15 protein-coding genes and 1 pseudogene are annotated in these 17828 nt (G+C 65.8%); 5 read left to right on the plus strand and 11 right to left on the minus strand.

Features of this window, described 5'->3' with window-relative positions; translation table 11 throughout:
• Window positions 1–9: 9 nt before the first annotated feature.
• On the minus strand, window positions 10–1452 hold the full coding sequence (mgtE, locus tag ACOJSJ_RS04975) for a magnesium transporter (protein ID WP_420143881.1): 1443 nt from the start codon (window positions 1450–1452) through the stop codon (window positions 10–12).
• Between the two features lie 169 nt (window positions 1453–1621).
• Here mgtE and ACOJSJ_RS04980 point away from each other — a divergent pair, with 169 nt between their 5' ends.
• Entirely contained in the window at window positions 1622–2077 is a 456-nt protein-coding gene (locus tag ACOJSJ_RS04980) for a peptidylprolyl isomerase (RefSeq protein ID WP_420143882.1), read from the plus strand.
• 181 nt (window positions 2078–2258) lie between these two features.
• Here ACOJSJ_RS04980 and ACOJSJ_RS04985 read toward each other — a convergent pair whose 3' ends face one another.
• Together ACOJSJ_RS04985 and ACOJSJ_RS04990 are read right to left on the minus strand one after the other, a co-directional pair.
• Window positions 2259–2951 (minus strand): hypothetical protein, encoded by a 693-nt coding sequence (locus tag ACOJSJ_RS04985; RefSeq protein WP_420143883.1) that lies wholly within the window; start codon window positions 2949–2951, stop codon window positions 2259–2261.
• Window positions 2951–3643 carry a peptidase gene (locus tag ACOJSJ_RS04990; RefSeq protein ID WP_420143884.1) on the minus strand — a complete coding sequence of 231 codons (693 nt, stop codon included), beginning with the start codon at window positions 3641–3643 and terminating at the stop codon, window positions 2951–2953. The genes ACOJSJ_RS04985 and ACOJSJ_RS04990 overlap by 1 nt, the downstream gene beginning before the upstream one ends.
• Before the next feature lie 314 nt (window positions 3644–3957).
• Between ACOJSJ_RS04990 and ACOJSJ_RS04995 the strand changes: the two are divergent.
• Window positions 3958–4515 (plus strand): annotated as a pseudogene (locus ACOJSJ_RS04995) (outer membrane protein).
• 140 nt (window positions 4516–4655) lie between these two features.
• On the opposite strand, the gene ACOJSJ_RS05000 reads toward ACOJSJ_RS04995, so the two are convergent.
• From ACOJSJ_RS05000 to ACOJSJ_RS05020, 5 genes are all read right to left on the minus strand, one after another.
• Window positions 4656–4919: a hypothetical protein gene (locus ACOJSJ_RS05000; RefSeq protein ID WP_420143885.1), complete on the minus strand. Its 264-nt coding sequence runs from the start codon at window positions 4917–4919 to the stop codon at window positions 4656–4658.
• 122 nt (window positions 4920–5041) lie between these two features.
• Window positions 5042–6460, minus strand: a complete 1419-nt coding sequence (locus ACOJSJ_RS05005) for a UdgX family uracil-DNA binding protein (protein WP_420143898.1) — start codon at window positions 6458–6460, stop codon at window positions 5042–5044.
• Window positions 6461–6570: 110 nt separating this feature from the next.
• Entirely contained in the window at window positions 6571–7041 is a 471-nt protein-coding gene (locus ACOJSJ_RS05010; protein ID WP_420143886.1) for a hemerythrin domain-containing protein, read from the minus strand.
• Window positions 7042–7115: 74 nt separating this feature from the next.
• Complete coding sequence (locus tag ACOJSJ_RS05015; RefSeq protein WP_420143887.1) at window positions 7116–7466, minus strand: hypothetical protein; 351 nt, start codon at window positions 7464–7466, stop codon at window positions 7116–7118.
• A gap of 85 nt (window positions 7467–7551) precedes the next feature.
• Window positions 7552–8796, minus strand: coding sequence for a putative DNA modification/repair radical SAM protein (locus tag ACOJSJ_RS05020; protein ID WP_420143888.1), 1245 nt, complete (start codon window positions 8794–8796; stop codon window positions 7552–7554).
• A 122-nt stretch (window positions 8797–8918) separates the two neighbouring features.
• Between ACOJSJ_RS05020 and ACOJSJ_RS05025 the strand changes: the two genes are divergently transcribed.
• Window positions 8919–12488, plus strand: coding sequence for a hydantoinase B/oxoprolinase family protein (locus ACOJSJ_RS05025; RefSeq protein ID WP_420143889.1), 3570 nt, complete (start codon window positions 8919–8921; stop codon window positions 12486–12488).
• A gap of 57 nt (window positions 12489–12545) precedes the next feature.
• On the opposite strand, the gene ACOJSJ_RS05030 is transcribed toward ACOJSJ_RS05025, so the two are convergent.
• Together ACOJSJ_RS05030 and ACOJSJ_RS05035 are read right to left on the minus strand one after the other, a co-directional pair.
• The gene (locus ACOJSJ_RS05030) at window positions 12546–14120 is read right to left on the minus strand and encodes a C1 family peptidase (protein ID WP_420143890.1); all 1575 of its coding nucleotides are present in this window, start codon (window positions 14118–14120) and stop codon (window positions 12546–12548) included.
• Window positions 14121–14218: 98 nt separating this feature from the next.
• The gene (locus ACOJSJ_RS05035) at window positions 14219–15823 is read right to left on the minus strand and encodes an SUMF1/EgtB/PvdO family nonheme iron enzyme (RefSeq protein WP_420143891.1); all 1605 of its coding nucleotides are present in this window, start codon (window positions 15821–15823) and stop codon (window positions 14219–14221) included.
• A 262-nt stretch (window positions 15824–16085) separates the two neighbouring features.
• Between ACOJSJ_RS05035 and ACOJSJ_RS05040 the strand changes: the two genes are divergently transcribed.
• A complete protein-coding gene (locus ACOJSJ_RS05040; protein ID WP_420143892.1) occupies window positions 16086–16394 on the plus strand; it encodes a hypothetical protein in 309 nt (102 codons plus the stop codon).
• 4 nt (window positions 16395–16398) lie between these two features.
• On the opposite strand, the gene ACOJSJ_RS05045 is transcribed toward ACOJSJ_RS05040, so the two are convergent.
• On the minus strand, window positions 16399–17052 hold the full coding sequence (locus tag ACOJSJ_RS05045; RefSeq protein ID WP_420143893.1) for a hypothetical protein: 654 nt from the start codon (window positions 17050–17052) through the stop codon (window positions 16399–16401).
• A gap of 120 nt (window positions 17053–17172) precedes the next feature.
• Between ACOJSJ_RS05045 and ACOJSJ_RS05050 the strand changes: the two genes are divergently transcribed.
• Window positions 17173–17828 (plus strand): caspase family protein (locus ACOJSJ_RS05050; RefSeq protein ID WP_420143894.1); only part of this gene is annotated, 656 nt, incomplete at its 3' end.

A 17828-nucleotide genomic window follows, 5' to 3' on the forward strand; every position in this document is an offset into this window, starting at 1 on the left:
GCGCTGCGATCAGCCGGTCAATCCCGCCGCCGTGGCCAGGCCCAGAAAAGCGAGAAAACCCATCGAATCGGTAATCATCGTGACAAAGATGGAAGACGCCACCGCCGGGTCGAGGTTCAGCCGGTCGAACGCCAGCGGCACCGCTGCGCCTGCCAGCCCCGCCGTCACGATATTGGTCATCATCGCCGCCGCGATCACACCGCCCAGCGCCATATTCTGGAACACCAGCGCGACGCCCAGCCCCAGCACCAGCGCGACGGTACAGCCGTTCAGCAACGCAACGCGGATTTCGCGCACGATGGTGCGCCGCGCATTGGACCCGGTAATCTGGTTGGTGGCCAGCGCGCGCACGGTGACCGCCATCGTCTGGCTGCCCGCATTGCCGCCTACGCCCGCGACGATCGGCATCAGCGTGGCCAGCGCCACCATCTTCTGGATCGTGCCTTCGAATATGCCGATGATGGTCGACGCGACCAGCGCGGTGACGAGGTTGGTGAGCAGCCAGCGCACGCGCGCGCGGTAACTGTCCATCACCGGTTCGTTGATGTCGCCTTCGCCCGCACCCGACAGGCGCAATATGTCCTCGCCCGCTTCTTCGGAAATGATGTGGACGACGTCGTCGACCGTGATCATGCCGACCAGACGGCCCGCGCCATCCACGACGGCGGCGGAAATCAGCGCATATTTCTGGAAACGCAACGCGACTTCTTCCTGATCCATGTCGACCGGGATCAACGTCTGTTCGCGCTTCATCAGGTCCGCCATGGCGACGCCGCGCGGGCATGTCAGCACCCAGCTCAGCTGGCATGTGCCGATCGGCTTATGCCCTTCGTCCACGACGAAGATTTCCCAGAAATCGCGGGTCAGGTCGCTGTCGTCGCGCAGGAAATCGATGACCTGCCCCACGGTCATATGTTCGGGCACCGCGACCAGATCGCGCTGCATCAGGCGACCGGCGGACTCTTCGGGATAGGACAGCGCGCTTTCGATGGCGGCGCGGTCTTCCGGCTCCATCGCGTCGAGGACGGCCTGCTGGTCGGCCGCCTCCATATCCTCGATGATGGCGACCGCGTCGTCGGTGTCCAGTTCGGCGGCGAACTCTGCCACCTGTTCCGGCGCCAGCGCACCGATCAGGTCGTCGCGGACATAGTCGTTCAGTTCGGACAGAACCTCCGCGCCGACGATGTCGCCCAGCGCGGCGGCGACATCGGCACGCTGGTCCGATGGCGTCAGTTCCAGAAGGTCGGCGATGTCGGCGGGGTGCAGCGGCGACACCAGTTCGCGCGCGGTTTCGCTGTCGCCTTCCTCCACCGCGTCCAGTACGGCGGACAGGAATTCGGGCTTCAGCCGGTCATCCTCGTCCAGGCTCGTTTCAGCCTGTTCGATGACCGTTTCCTCGTCAGCCTCGTCCCCATGCAACAGGGGTTCGGCCATATCGCCGCGCTCGCTCATGGCGCCCCCTACTGTCCGGTTCCTGTAACATTTGGCTGCTTTCGCTTATGCTCGGCGGAATTGCAATGGGTTGCGCGGCGGAGCGTGGCCTTCTCCACAAGAAACTTCCATCCCCTCATATAGGCTCTATATGGGGGCATCATCATTGCCGAATTGAAAAGGACGCTTCATGGCCGACGAAACCCTGACCTTCACCCTCGACAGCGGCGGCGACGTCGTGATCAAGCTGCGCCCGGACCTGGCCCCCGGCCATGTCGCGCGCATCGTCGAGAACGCCAAGGAAGGCTTTTATGACGGCGTCGTGTTCCACCGCGTGATCGCGGGCTTCATGGCGCAGGGCGGTGACCCGACCGGCACCGGCATGGGCGGCCACCCCAACAAGCCCGACCTCAAGGCTGAATTCAGCCGCGAACCGCATGTGCGCGGCGTATGCTCGATGGCCCGTTCGTCCAACCCGAACAGCGCCAACAGCCAGTTCTTCATCTGCTTCGACGATGCCACTTTCCTCGACGGTCAGTATACCGTCTGGGGCGAAGTGACGTCGGGCATGGAATATGTCGACGCCCTGCCCAAGGGTGAGCCGCCGCGCACGCCGGGCAAGATCGTCAAGGCGACCGTCGCCTGATCGCGATTGCATAGCTGACGATGAAGGGCGCCCGGTCTGTTTCGACCGGGCGCCCTTGTCATATCTGCGGTTGCTGCATCAAAGCATCGTGCGCAAAAGCGGGAACCGATTTTGCGCAGATAAAGACGCGATAGCAAATAACTGGAGCACGCATCATCCGTCGGATTTACCGCAGCCTGCTCTAATGACGCCTGTTGGCCATTCCGTCTGTCATCGAAATCGCTTTGGCCGGTTCCGCGCCATTATCGGCCCCGGTCGCATCGGCGGGCGGCACATATGCGCCAATCGATTCGATGTGCCAGCGCCGGTCCTCCGCGCTCGATCCTGGTACGTCGTTCACCCGGCGCAGCACGACCTGACGCAGCACATGCCACGGCTTGCCGTTCGCGGCGATGCGGCCATATACCTGCACCGGCACCGTGACATAGCTCGATCCCGCTGCACCTTCCGCATCCGACGGCGCGCCGATGTTGGCGTGGATCTCGCTGAACCCCCGGAAGCGCGCGGCGAAATGTGCGTCGTCCTGCGATCCGATCGCGCCTTCGGGCGCCCACAGATCCTGCGCATCGACGAACCGCTTTTCCTCCAGCAGGCCATAATAGCCCTGCACGACCTGCGCCGCGCCCTGCGGGCTGTCGGGCGTGATCGATCCTTCCACGATGGGTTCGGGATCGACTGGCAACCCGCCCGGCGTGCCGGGGGCAGGGGGATTGAGCGGCTCCATCAACGCCATTGCTTCGGCGCGGACGTTATTTTCCACCTGCGCGGCATTCGCGCCATTGGCCAGATTATCGATCGCGCTCTCCTCCCGCCCGTCGCACGCGGCGACGAGGAGGAGGGGCAGCAACATCGCGGCCTTCATCCCAACCCGCATCAGTTCTGCTGCGTCCGTGCGGGCCGTCCACCGCCGCTCCGGCTGGGACCGGCGCCGGGGTTCCAGCTACGCTGCGGGCGCGGCTGGCTCATCTGCGGTGGGTTGGGGCGGGGCTGGGGTCGCATCTGCGGCTGGCCTGCGCCCGGCTGCGGCGTAGGACGCGCGCTGTCGCCGCGACCATAATTGCCGCGCCACCGGTTGCGGTCGCCGCCCGCACCCGGCGTGCGGTCGCGGCCCCAGTTGCGATCCCGGCCGCCCGTGCCCGGCGTCGTCGCCTGTGGCGGCCGCGTCGGACGCGTCCAGTTGCCATTGCCCGGCCTGCCGTCCCGATCGCGCCAGTTGCCGTCGCGATCCCTATCCCGACCGCGCCAGCGATCATCGTCGCGGCGTTCGGCCCGGCGGCCTTCCCAATATCGGCGCTGCCCGTCATTCCAGCGATGGCGGCGGCCGCCCCGGTCGTAAACATAATAGCCGGTGCCCGGATAGTAGAAATCATCGTACCAGCCGCCATAGACGCCGGGCTGATAATAGCCGGTCGGCCCATAATAGCCGTCACCATAATAGCCACCGCCGCCATAATAGCCGGTGCCAACGCTCATTCCGCCATAATAGCCGTCATCATAACAGCCGCCCAGCGCCAATGCGCCCGCCAGCCCGATTGCGGCCAGAAACCGATGTCGGATGCCCGTCATCGCCTTTCTCCTCATTCTATCTGATGCCGGATGTAACGCGGCCCGCTTGAATTGGTTGTGAATGGATTACCCTTTTCGTGCCAGCATTTATCGCAGGTTCAGAAAAGTCCCGTTCCGTTCATCCCATTGACAGAAAGCGTGTTCTTTCCGTCACATAATCGTCATTTTCCATTCTTTCCGTTCCGGCGCAGGAAACCTTCGCCACGGGCCGACCATTATCCCTTTCGCCGATGCCGGCCGCTTTAAGCGCGCGCTTCGGCCCGGCGGGTCCACACCGCCCCATGAAAATCTACAACAGACAAAGGGTCATCCCCATGAAGACACTGCTTTTTTCGGCAGCTGCCGCCGCATTCCTGCTTCCTGCCGCCGCTTCGGCGCAGGATGAAGCGGGCACATCCACCCGCCGCATCGAACCCTATGTCGGCGTGATGGGCGGCGTCCATAATTTCGACAGCGAAGTCGGCAAGGAAGGCATTCCCCCCGTCGGTTACAAGGGCCGCATGGTCGAAGGCGTCGCTGGCGTGAACTACAATGTCGCAGGCCCGCTGGTCGTGGGCGTCGAAGGTTCGGCGTCCTAGGGCGTGTCGGGCGACATCGACTGGGAATATGGCGTGGCGGGCCGCGCCGGGGTGAAGGCGGGCAAGGACAGTCTGATCTTCGGCAAGGTCGGTTACAAGTGGGTCAATTTCGACGCGCTCGGCCCGGACAGCCCTGATTTCCACGGCACCACCTATGGTGCGGGCTTCGAACTGTCGACCGCCGACATGGGCGGCTCCGCGCAAAGCAGCAATGTGCGCCTGCGGTTCCAGGCCGATACGCTGGGCAATTTCCGCTCTATCCGCCCGATGGCGGGCGTCGTCGCGAAATTCTGATGTGATGGGGATGGGACGGGTCGATGCGATCCGCCCCGTCTTCGCGGCTTACCTCCCCCGCGTGGGGAGCTGGGATGTGGGGCGGCTATTGGACTGCGGCCGTCCCACATTTCCCGAAGCGAAACGGCCGCATTGCCCCTTCAGGCGGTGGCGGGATATTTCGCCGGCTGGTCGTGCCAGCGGAAAAACACCGCGCCGCCAACACCGGTTGCGGCGCTCAGCGCAATGGTTCCCAGTAACAGGATATCCTTGAGCTGATCCCCGACAAGCGGCCCCGGCGTGGTCAGACAGGACATCGTCACCATCAGGAATAACATGATGGGGATCGCTGCAATGACCGCCACCAGGCCAACCGCCGCCCTCATGCCGATGATGCCCGCGACCCTGCGCCCCAGCATCATCATGCCGCAGGTGAGGAGGCCACGGGCACAGCGACGATCACCGGTCCGTAAAGCAGGGTCAGGATCATGGCCGACGGCATGACTAAGTTATCGCATCGTCGACAGCCACGATCAACCAGCGCCCACTATCCTCCGGCCAGCGCCCGCAACCGCTCGCCCACGACGCGCAGATCCTCCACGAACCGCGCCTGTTCCTCGATCCGTCGTTCCTCGTCGGGCAGGCGCAGCAGGTAACTGGGATGCACCGTCACCCATGCTTCCGCGCCATTGGCCAGCGCGATGGGGGCGCCCCGCACCCGCCCGATCGTCACCGCTTTGCCCAACATGCCGCGTGCGGCGCTCGCGCCCATCGCCACGATGATGCGCGGGCGGATCAGGTCTATTTCCTGCCCCAGCCACCACCGGCACGCCTCTATCTCGCCCGCATCGGGCGACTGGTGCAACCGCCGCTTGCCCCGCCGTTCGAATTTGAAATGCTTCACCGCATTGGTGACATAGGCACGCGACCGGTCCACGCCTGCCTGCGCCAGCGCCCGGTCGAACAATTGCCCCGCCGGGCCGACAAAGGGGCGTCCCGCCATATCCTCCTGATCGCCCGGCTGTTCGCCGATGAAGACCAATGGCGCGTCGATCGGCCCTTCGCCGAACACCGTCTGCGTCGCGTCGCGGTGCAACGGGCATCGGGTGCAGCGCATCGCCTCGTCCCGCAACGCCGCCCATGCCGCCGCGGCATTGCCGGGCCGCTTCGCCGCCGCTTTCACCGGCAAGGGTGCCGTGGCGATCATCGCCGCTTCGCGCGCCTGCGCGCCCGCGATCAGATCGGGGATCAGCGCGGCTTCGGGCAGGTTGCGCCAATATTTTTTCGGCATTTCGGACATCATCGCCCCGGTTTTCAGCCGGGCCGGGTTGAAAATGGCGGCATAATAGCCCTTCCAAACATCCTCGACCGGGTCGCCATCGGGCGCATCGCCCCGCTGCGCGCCCGGCCCCTGCGTCAGTGCTTCGCCATCCCAATGGATGCTGATGTCGGGGGTCAGGATCGACCAGCGCATCGATGCAAAGCGGCGCATGAAGAAACCGGCATTGGCGCGCACGATATGATGTTCCGGCTCGAACCACGCCACAAAGCGTTCGCCGTCCCCGTCCGCCATCTCCCGAAACCGTACGAAGGCGCGCATCTTGTGCATGTCGCGCCGCACCGCCTTGGCCAGCACATCCACCCGGCGCAGCAGCGGATCGGCCTTGTCCTCCATCGCTCCGGCGCGCGCGCGCACCCGGCAGAGCAGCGCATAGAGCAGCGCAAACCGCTCCGGATCGCGATGCAATATCGCCTTTTCCGCCAGATCGACAAAGGCGCGGGGCACGGAAAAGGCGGCGTCCTTCCGGTCGGGGGGCAAATTCTCCCCCCCGCCGAACAGGTCGCCGCCATCATCCTCCACCTGCCACACGACATCGGCCGGATCGATCCCATGCATGGCCAGCCGCCGCGCCGCCGCGCGCCAGCCATCGAAATCATCGGGCGTGGTCAGCGCGACACGATACATCGCGCCCAACTACGTCGCCGCCCGATCGTTTCGAACGCAGTCGAAAAACGGATAGCCCGGTGCCGGGCGCATTTCGACACGCTTGAAACGAACGGCCGTACATGCGGGCCTCAATCCTCGGCCTGCGCCCGCTCCAGTTCGGCGGGCTTGCGCTCGGCGAACAGCTTGCCCAGCCGTTCTTCTTCCGCCTTCGACAGTTCGTCGGCCGCGTTGGGGAACATTTCCTCTTCCTCCTCCTCGATATGGTGGAGGTAGCGCTTCTTCATCTCGGCGAATTTCCGGCGCCATGCGTCCCCATTGAACTTCAGGTCGTCCAGCTCTTCCAGATAATCGTCGATTTCCTTGTGTTCCGACACGCTGTGCTGCGCATCCTCGCGCAGGTCCGGCTGCGCCAGCATCGTGGCGTAGAGCGATTCCTCTTCCGCCGCAGCATGCGCTGACACTTCGACCTTGAACTGGTCGAACAGCTTTTCCAGCAGCGCCTCGTCCTTGTCGCGGTCTGCCTGTGCCATCTGGTCGAACAGCGCGCGATGCTTGTCGTGATCCTGTTTCAGGCGATTGAAAATGCTGGCGTCGGCCATGGATGATCCTCCTCGATTGCGAGGGGACAACGATGCGCGCTGCATTTGGCTCCGGCGCCGACCGCGCCAGGCAGTCAGCCGAAGAAGAAGCGGTAGATGATGGCGACCGGTATCCACAGCAGAGCGCCAAAAATGCTGGCCGCCCATAATTGCGCCAGATCGCGCCGGAACCGCAGCGCCAGCCCGCTTTCGGGCAGCCCGCCCTGTTCCAGCATCTGCCAGCGCCTCTCCAGCCCGCGCGCCGCCACGGCATAGCCGCCAATGGCGATGATGACGCCCAGATGCAGGATGAGCGATCCGCCCGATTTGGCGACGATGGCGATCTGAAGCAGACAGAAAGTGACCAGCGCAGCGGCCAGATGGCTGCTGATGCGCTTGGCAAATGCTTTGCGACGATATGTGCGATTGCCGAGTGTTGTCGCCAACGCCTCGATCTCCCTACTTCATTCAGTGCTAGACCCTGACGCAAATCTTTCATGTGTTCGTCCCGCAATCAACCCGAAATTGCGATCAACCGAACAAATCCAGCTGTTTGGCGGGCGGCGCGACTCGCGCGCGCAGGTCGTCCCGGTCGATCAGCGCCACCGGTCGCCAGTCCGCCGCGATCAGGAACGGTCTCAACTTTTTGATCGATGTCGTCAGCCGCGCGACATCCTCCAGCCGCAACCGGCGATGGCGGCGGCTCATCACAATGCGGTCCACCGCCTTCACGCCCAGCCCCGGTACGCGCAGCAGCGCCTCGCGCGGCGCGCGGTTTACATCGACGGGAAAAGCGGCGCGATGGTTGAGCGCCCAGGCGAGCTTGGGATCGATGTCGAGCGGCAGGCACCCCGTCGCCGCATCGGTCGCCGCCGCAATCTCCCCCGCATCATAGCCATAGAAACGGATCATCCAGTCCGACTGGTACAGCCGATGTTCCCGCATCAAGGGCGGGCGTTTCAGTGGCAGAACGGCGCTGGGAGAGGGTATGGGGGAAAAGGCGCTATAATAGACGCGGCGCAGCTTATGCCGGTCATACAGGCTGCTGGCCCGCGCGATGATCGCCCGGTCGTCCGCCGCATCCGCGCCCACGATCATCTGCGTCGACTGGCCCGCAGGCGCAAAACGCGGCGCGCTCTTATATTTGCGGCGGGCGTCATGGCCGTCCTCTATGCCGTTTCTCAGCTGCCCCATCGCCCCTTCGATCCGCTTGCCATCCTTTTCGGGGGCCAGCCGCTGCAATCCGCTTTCGGTCGGCAATTCGACATTGATGGACAGCCGGTCGGCATACAGGCCCGCCAGCCGCAGCAATTCCGGGTCGGCATCGGGAATGGTCTTGAGGTGGATATAACCGCGAAAATCATGATCATCGCGCAGCGACCGGGCAACCTCGACCAGCTGCTCCATCGTATAGTCGGACGATGCGATGATCCCCGAAGACAGGAACAGCCCCTCGATATAATTGCGGCGATAGAAGCTGAGCGTCAGGTCCACCACCTCCTTCGCGGTGAAGCGCGCGCGCCGCACATCGCTCGACCGGCGATTGATGCAATAATGACAGTCGAAGATGCAGCTGTTGGTCAGCAATATCTTGAGCAGCGATATGCATCGCCCATCGGGCGCATAGGCATGGCAAATCCCCATCCCTTCGGTCGAACCGATGCCCTTGCCGTCACGGCTGTCGCGCTTGGCCGTGCCGGACGATGCGCAGGACGCATCATATTTGGCGGCATCGGCCAATATCTCTAACTTCTGACGGGTGGACAATATCGCCATTCGTTCCTGATATGTTCAGATGGTCAAGCTGTCCATAATCTCGATCAACCCCTGACCCAAGGGACAGGGGCGCGTCACCCACCCCCTTGCCATCCCCCGGTCGGCCCGCCATCACGCCCGCCATGACATGGCAATTCTGGATTGATCGCGGCGGCACCTTCACGGACGTTGTGGCCCGCGCGCCCGATGGGCAACTCCACACGGCAAAGCTGCTGTCCAGCGACCCGGAACGCTATGCCGACGCGGCGGTGGAGGCGGTGCGCCGCCTGACGGGCGCGGCTGACGGGCCGATCCCGCCCTGTACCCTGCGCATCGGCACCACCATCGCCACCAACGCCCTGTTGGAACGCAAGGGCGAACCGGTGCTGCTCGCCATCACGCGCGGCTATCGCGACGCCATCCGCATCGGCACGCAGGAACGGCCCGACCTGTTCGCGCGCCGGATCGTCCTGCCCGATCCGCTCCATGCCGATGTGATCGAAATCGACGAACGGCTGATGGCCGACGGCACGGTGCGCACCCCGCTCGATGAAGATGCCGCCCGCGCCGCGCTGCAATCGGCTTATGATCGCGGCCTGCGCGCCGTCGCCATCGTGCTGATGCACGGCTATCTCCACCCCGCGCATGAACAGGCGCTGGCCTGCATCGCCGCCGACATCGGCTTTACCCAGATCAGCGCCAGCCATGACGTCGCCCCGCTCATCAAGCTGATCGGGCGCGGCGACACGACGCTCGCCGACGCCTATCTCTCCCCCGTGCTGCGCGCCTATGTCGACGGCCTGCGCGATGCGCTGGGGACGGATAGCGACATGCTGTTCATGCAATCGAGCGGCGGCCTGACCGAAGGCGCGCTGTTCCGGGGCAAGGATGCGGTCCTGTCCGGCCCGGCGGGCGGCATCGTTGGCCTCGCCCGCACGGCGGAGCAGGCGGGCTTCCGCGAAGTCATCGGCTTCGACATGGGCGGCACCTCCACCGACGTGTCCCATTATGCGGGCGCTTACGAACGCGACAATGAAGCGCGTGTCGCGGGCGTCCGCCTGCGCGCACCGATGATGCGCATCCACACCATCGCGGCGGGCGGCGGCTCCATCTGTTCCTTCGTGGACGGCCGTTTCCGCGTCGGCCCGGAAAGCGCAGGCGCAGTCCCCGGCCCCGCCTGCTATCGCCGGGGCGGTCCGCTCACCATCACCGACTGCAACGTCATGCTGGGCAAGGTTCAGCCCGCCCATTTCCCCAGCCTGTTCGGCCCCAATGGCGACCAGCCGCTCGATACAGATGCCGTGGCGGATCGCTTCGCCGCCATCTGCGCGCAGGTGCAGGCGGAAACCGGCCGCGCCATGACACCGCGCGAAGCGGCGCAGGGCTTCATCGCCGTCGCCGTTGCCAGCATGGCCAATGCGATCAAGCGCATCTCCGTCGCGCGCGGCCATGATGTGTCGCGCTACACGCTTGCCAGTTTCGGCGGGGCGGGGGGGCAGCATGCCTGTCTGGTCGCTGACGCGCTGGGCATGGACCGGGTGATGATCCACCCGCTGGGCGGCGTGCTGTCCGCCTATGGCATGGGTCTGGCCGATCGTCGCGCCGTGCGCGAACGCACGCTAGCGCTGCCGCTCGGCGACGCGGCGCTCGACGCCGCCCTCGCCACCCTTGCCGACGACGCCCGCGCCGACCTGCCGCAGGCCGACCGCATCGAAACCCTGCTGCGCCTGCGCTATGACGGCACCGACAGCGTGTTCGACGTCCCGCTATCCGACACAGGCACGATGCGTGACGATTTCCTCGCCCAGCATCAGGCCCGCTTCGGCTTTGCGGGCAAGGGCACGATCCTGATCGACATGGCGCGGGTAGAGGCGATCGCCTCCACGCAGGAGGCCATGGACGGCATCGTCGCCATCGCTACCCATGCGGCCCCGCCCATCGCCCATGTCGATTATGCAGGCGCACCCGCCCCGGTCCACGACCGCGCCACCCTGTCGGCCGACAGCGCGGTGGATGGCCCCGCGCTCATCATCGATCCCGTCTCCACCACGGCGGTCGAACCGGGCTGGCGGGCGCAGCTCGACGCGCACGGCACCCTCATCCTCACCCGCCACATCCCCCGCGCCCGCCCCGACAGCGACGACGCCACCACCGTCGATCCCGTCCGGCTGGAGGTGATGGGCGGCCTGTTCATGGCGATAGCGGAGGAAATGGGCGCCGCGCTTCAGCACAGCGCCTCCTCGGTCAATATTCGCGAACGGCTCGATTTTTCCTGCGCCCTGTTCGACGCATCGGGCAATCTGGTCGCCAACGCGCCGCATATGCCGGTGCATCTGGGCAGCATGGGCGACAGCATCCGCACCATCATGCGCCGTCGCGGCACCGGCCCCGATGGTCAGCCGATCGACGGGCGCGGCATGTTGTCGGGCGATGTCTATGCGCTCAACGCCCCCTATGATGGCGGCACGCACCTGCCCGACGTCACCGTCGTCATGCCCGTATTCGTGGGCGATGGCGCAACGCCCGCCTTCTACGTCGCCGCGCGCGGCCATCATGCCGACATTGGCGGCATCACCCCCGGCTCCATGCCGCCGGGCAGCATATCGGTCGAAGAAGAAGGCATCGTCCTCGACAATCTGCTGCTGGTCGATCGGGGCGACTTGCGCGAAGCCGCGATCCGCGATCTGCTGGCGTCCGGCCCATGGCCCGCCCGCAACATCGACCAGAATATCGCCGACCTTTCCGCCCAGATCGCCGCCTGCGCCAAGGGGGCCAGCGAACTGCGCCGCATCAGCGACAGTTACGGCGTCGACACCATCTCCGCCTATATGGGCCATGTGCAGGATCAGGCCGAAGCCGCCGTCCGCCGCCTGATCGATCATCTGTCCGACGGCCGGTTCAGCTATGCGATGGACAGCGGCGATACGGTCCAGCTTGCCGTCCATGTCGATCGTGCCGCGCGCAAGGCGACCATCGACTTCACCGGCACCGCCGCCCAATTGCCCAATAATTTCAACGCGCCCGCATCGGTCGTGCGCGCCGCCGTCCTCTATGTCGTGCGCACCCTGATCGACGAAGCCGTGCCGATGAACGACGGCTGCCTCAAACCCATCGACATCATCGTCCCCGACGGATCGATGCTGCGCCCTCGCTTCCCCGCCGCTGTGGTCGCGGGCAATGTCGAAACCAGTCAGGTGGTGACCGACGCCCTGTTCGGCGCATTGGGCGCGATGGCGGGCGCGCAGGGGACGATGAACAATTTCACCTTCGGCAATGATCGCCACCAATATTATGAAACGATTGCGGGCGGCTCCGGCGCCGGTCCCGATTTCGACGGCGCGGATGTGGTGCAGACGCACATGACCAACAGCCGCCTGACCGATCCCGAAATCCTCGAAACCCGATTCCCGGTGTTGCTGGAGGAATTTTCGGTGCGCGCCGGGTCCGGCGGGCAGGGGCGTCACCATGGCGGCAATGGCGGCCTGCGCCGCATCCGCTTTCTGGAGGATATGACGGCGGGCATCCTGTCCAACCGCCGCATCGTGCCGCCCTTCGGCCTTGACGGCGGGGCGCCCGGCGCGCCCGGCCGCAACCATGTGGAGCGCGCCGACGGTCGCATCGAACCGCTCGGCCCCACCGCCACCGTGCAGCTGGCGGTGGGCGACGCCTTCATCATCGCAACGCCGGGCGGCGGCGGGTTCGGCGCTACCTGATCGACTGGAGCATGATCCGCCTCAATCGGATCATGCTCCCGATGACTTCAAAATGCCCTAATTGCTCGTCTGCAACCGCACGAACGCCGCCGCCAGACCATCGCCCTGCCGCGCTGCCAGCTTCGCGCGCAGCCGGGTCAGGAACTGACGTTCGGTCCCGTTCACCACTTCATCGTCGCCGAACAGCGGCTTTGCCGACGCCAGCGCGACGATCATTTCCGGCCCGAATGGCGGCGCGACCTGATAACGCTGCGCCGTTTCACTGAGGCCGATGGTCACCCGCCGCACGCCCTTGCGATCCGGTTCGGGATGGCCGCGATGCAGCTCCACCGCGCTGCCGTCGGCCTGCAGGTAGATGATGCTGATATAGGGGCGCGCCGCCGTCGTCGTCGCGCTGACGCCGAAAATGTCATTTTCGGCCATCACCACCGGGTCGCCGCCCCGCGCCTCGCCGTCCGGCGTCAGCACCGCGATGCCGGCCCCGTCGCGCGCCAGTGGCCCCGCCAGCGTCAGCGCCGCCTCGCATTGCGGCCATGGCAAATGCCGCACGGCAAATTTCAGCGTGGGATCGGCCTTTCCGGTGGCGTCCTCCAGCGCGGCGATCGCGTTCAGGTCGCCTGAAAAGCCGGTCACGCGCCCGCCCTGCACCGATACCATGCCGCATGGCATGGCGGCGACCTGCTGCGCCAGCATCTGCGCGGGGCTGCGTTGCGGGGCGGGGGGCGCGTCGGGCGCGGGCGGGGCAACCGGCGCTTCCAGCGAATAGGCTTCGCCCGCCAGCAGCTGGAACGTCGCATAATCGATCCAGGCATAGCCCTTGTCGCCCCAGATCGGTCCCCAGCTGTTCATGATGCGCAGCGCCTGCCGGTCCTCGTCATATCCCACGATGGCCAGCGCATGATAACCCGCCTTGCCGGGCTTTTCGGCGCGCCGATAGATGCCGTCGCCGCGAAACGCCTTGAAATCGGTGGGGGCGGGCATGGCGAAGATCACCGGCGCGCCGCGCGCCAGCGCACCCTTCACATCGTCCAGCACGATGGGCGTGCGCCAGTCGTCCTTCACCTCCCGGTCGACCGCCCGCCAGTCGAGCAGGCGATAGGCGCTCGCCTTCGCCTTCAGCGCATCCGGGGCCGGAATCGCGCAATTGCGCATGTCGTCGGGAAAATCGGCCAGCGTTACCGCGCCTTCATTCTTCAGCAGGGTCAGCGCCGCGACGATGCTGATCGTGCCGGTGCAGGGCGACCCCGCCGGGCGCAGCCGGTTATAGACATAGGCCGGGCTCATCTGGTCGGCCGGTTCGTCGGGCTGCACATCCTTGTCGCGGAAATTGAGGAATGTGCGCGCGGCATAGGTGGTCGCCCATGCGACGCAATTGGGTTGCGGTCCCTGCGATCCGGGCGGGGGATAGGCGCCCGACAGGTCGACCTGTTTGGGCAGCCATGCGCGAAACCGCCCCTGTTTGGGAAATTGCGCATAGTCTTCGGGCGCCACCGGTTCGGCGCCCGTCATGAACATCGCGTCGTCGCTCTGCTGCGCTGCCAATCCTCCGCCCAGCAGCCCTCCGTTCAGCATTCCCGCGCCCGTCAGCGCCAGCAACGCGGCGCCCCCCCACCTGATGAGCCGGCCCGTCATTCCCATTTCCCCCACATGCATGCGTGCCTGTCCCCATGCGCCCGATCCGACCCATGCCGGACGCGTGGGGCATCAGGCCCGCGACCATGGACGGTCCGTCAGGACACGCCCCCGATTTCGTCCGCTTCCAGATCGCGCACCACGCGCAACCCGCCATCCTGACGGCGCTTGCCCGGCGGCACGGCAAAACGGTTCGCCGACCGCAGCGCACCGGGCGCGCTTTCGAAGGAACCGCCACGCATGATCCGCGCGCGACAGGATGCGTCGGTGCATCCCGACGTCCACTCCCACACATTGCCCTGCATCTGGTTCAGCCCGAATGCATTGGCCGGATACCCGTTCACCGCTTCGGGATAGCCGCGATAGGGCGCGGTTTCGGACCCGTGATAGCGGGCGGTGTGATCATAATTGGCCATGGACGGCGCGATGTCGTCGCCCCATGGAAAGGCGCCGGGCGATCCCGCGCGGCTGGCATATTCCCATTCCTGCTCAGTCGGCAGGCGATAGGCGCGGCCCGACTGGACGGAAAGCCAAGCGACAAACGCCTGCGCGTCTTCATAGCTGATGTCGCTCGCCGGGATCAGCGGGTTGGGATTTTCCTTCGACCAGTTGCCCGTCTTCATGCACCCATCGTCGCGCACGCACGCATTCCATTCGGCGATCGTCACTTCATAGACGCCGATGGCAAAGGGGCGGTCGATCCTTACATCGGCCTGCACCGGCTCGTCCCCGCTGCGCCCCGCTTCGGTCAGCGGCGATCCGAACGGCGTCACCCCGGCCGGGATCGCCCGCATCCACGGGCAGTTGGCGCAGTCGTAGAAACGGTCGCTTGCGGCCCGGTCGCAGGAAATGAAGCAGGGCGGCGCGCCTTGCAGACCATAGTCAAATGTCGGCTTCTGGAAATTCTTGCCCGAAGACAGCGCCACGCGATCCGACACGCGTTTCAGCGCATCGGCGATATTCTGCTGCGGGCGGCGGATTTCCTCGGCCAATATTCTGGAAAATACGCCATCGTCGAACGCCACCTGATCGGCGCTGGTGGAAAAGGCGACCAGATAACCCTGATCGGGGCGGATCGTCGTGCTGGGCGCGCGCACCATGCGGCGCAGCCCCTTGCTGCCTGCCAGTTCGCCCACGACGCTGGCCTGCATGCCCGTTTCCGCCGCGATCATCTGCGTCAGCGACGGCGGCGGCGCGGGCAGCACGTTGCGGCACATGTCCAGCACGATCAGCATCGTCTGCGCGCCCGATCCCAACAGATTGTGGGTCAGCGCCGCGCGCGTCAGCGTCGCACTTTCGGGCGTCAGGTCGCGCGCGGCGTCGACCGGCATCAGCATGACGTCGCCATAACTGCCCAGCGCCGCGCCATGGCCGGAAAAATAGAGCGTGCCGAACGCCTTGGGGCCGGCGGCGGCCAGCGCCTTGCGAAATTCGGCGATCGCCTGCGTCATCGCCGCGCGGTCGAGGTCGCGGCGCACCTGCACCGGTCCCTGTCCGCTCGCATCCGTGAAGCCGGTGGCGTTCAGCGCCGTGGCGACCCTGTCCCCGTCGGCATAGGTCGATCCCAGCCGGTCGAAGGAGCGGTAGGTGCCATTGACGATGACCAGCGCCAGCCGTGGCTCGTCCGCCGCGCGCGCAGGTAAGGCGACGCACGACAGGGCGATGGACAGCGGCGCGACGCACCAGACGCCCATGCGGGACATGTCCCGGCGCAATTGGTCCCCGCATGCCTGCCCCCCGCGCGGCGATCTCCTGTGGGACAGCCCCCCGTGCAACATGCCGCCACGTAATAGGCCCCCACGCCACAATCCCACGCGGAACAGGCCCGTGCGTGATCTTCCTCCGCATGGCTGGTCCCCGCGCGACCGCGCAGCAAGTTGCGGCAGCGGCCAGCATCGCGACCTTCGTGCGCGCACCTGGCTTCCATGCGACCGGCCCCCATGCGACCGGCCCATCCGCCGTGGCATGGCAGTAGCAGATGCGGCTTTGCGCCCCACGGCCGCCTCGCCCGACAACCCCATGCGCCACAGGGGCGCTGGAACATATGCGGCTTTGCGCGCGATGCCCCTCCTGCACGACAACCCCATACCGCGCAGGGCGACCGACGATGCCGCAACGCGCTGCGTCACCCTCTGGCGCAGCCTTACCGCCAACGCCGTCATCCCTGCGACCGCCGCTGTCGCTGCCAACGCCGACATCCACGCCGACATCCACACCAGCGCCCACAGCCCTATCATGCCACGCCCGCCCACCGGCAGGCGCGTGGCGCGATGATGCATCACCGGGCCGCCTTGCGGGGCGTAAACTCTATCTGGGTGACGTTCTGATCGACGGCATCGACATGCAGCACCGCATCGTAACGGCGCACCGCCTTATAGGGTTCGGCCGGGCCGCCACCGAATAATTTGGCGAAAAACCCGCCGATCCCGCGTCCCTTGACGCAATAGGGCGCGATCGTGACGGTGCCGCCGCTCTGCTTCACCTCGTTCAGCCATGCGCCCAGCGGCAGCGGCGCTTCATTGTCCGCGGGATAGGGGGTGTCGATGTCGACCACCACGCTCCGCCCGCCGCGCAGCTTCGCCTTGAACGCGCTGTCGAACCGTGCGGGATCACCAAAGCGCAACGTCGGCCTGGCCACCGGCCGGTCGCAGCTTTTGAGCACCGGCAATGGCGTGGGCGCCGTTGCCTGTTTGCCGGGCTGGGCGGCCGGGCGCGGGCTGGTCGCATTGGCGGGCGCCTGCTGCACCTTGGGCCTGTTGACGACGGTCGGGGCCTTGGGCGGCTCCGGCGGCAGGATGCGCACGCCCCGCCCCGCTGCTCCGTCGCCTGCCGCTCTGTCACTGGCCGTCTGCCCCGCCTGCGCGCCATCGCCGGTCTGCGCCGACAGCGAAGCATGGCCAGCTATTGCAAAAATAAAAGACGCAAGAGTCATAGTGCAACGTAACGCTGCCATGTGCACGCTCCGAGTCATGATATAATTATTGCCCCAAATCCCTGTATAAGATTATGGATGCGCAAGTTTTAAGGCAACAAAAAAGCGTAAGGGCGCCCGATGCCTGAATTAAAAAAACTGCTGCGCGCGTCTTTATTCACGGGATTCGCGATGGCGTCGCTCTATTCGGGCGAGGCGACGGCCGAAACCCGCGCTCTGCTGGTCGGCGCGTGGCAGTTCAAATCCGGGCTGATCATGGATCTGGCGGGACCGGAAAATGATCTGGCCGCCATGGAAACGGTGATCCGGGGGCAGGGCGCGACCGACATCACCGTGCTGCGTAACGAAGGCGTCACGCGCACCACTGTCGAAACCGCGCTTCATGCGCTGGGCCTGCGGTCGAAGCCGGGGGACTGGATCGTCCTTTATTATACCGGTCATGGCGCGCTGGCCGAAGCCGCGGTGAAGGGCACGCGCGACGGCGATACCGACCAGTTCCTGCCGCTCCCCGGCTTCGATCCCGATGTGAAGGATGCCGAACGCTTCATCGTGGACAAGGATTTCTACAACTGGCTGTCCATCTATGTCCCCCATGACGTGCAGGTGCTGATGATGGCCGACACCTGCCATTCGGGCACGCTGCACCGTTCGGTCGATCCGCGCGTGCGCGGCATGGCCCCGCGCCTGACGCTGGGCGCGCGCAATGTCGAACTGGGCGCCCGCCCCGCCCCGCGCTTCGCCAGCATCCTTGCGTCGGGGGATGCCGCCGCCAGTGC

Origin of the sequence: Sphingobium sp., from assembly GCF_048594625.1 — a bacterium.
Lineage (GTDB): Bacteria > Pseudomonadota > Alphaproteobacteria > Sphingomonadales > Sphingomonadaceae > Sphingobium.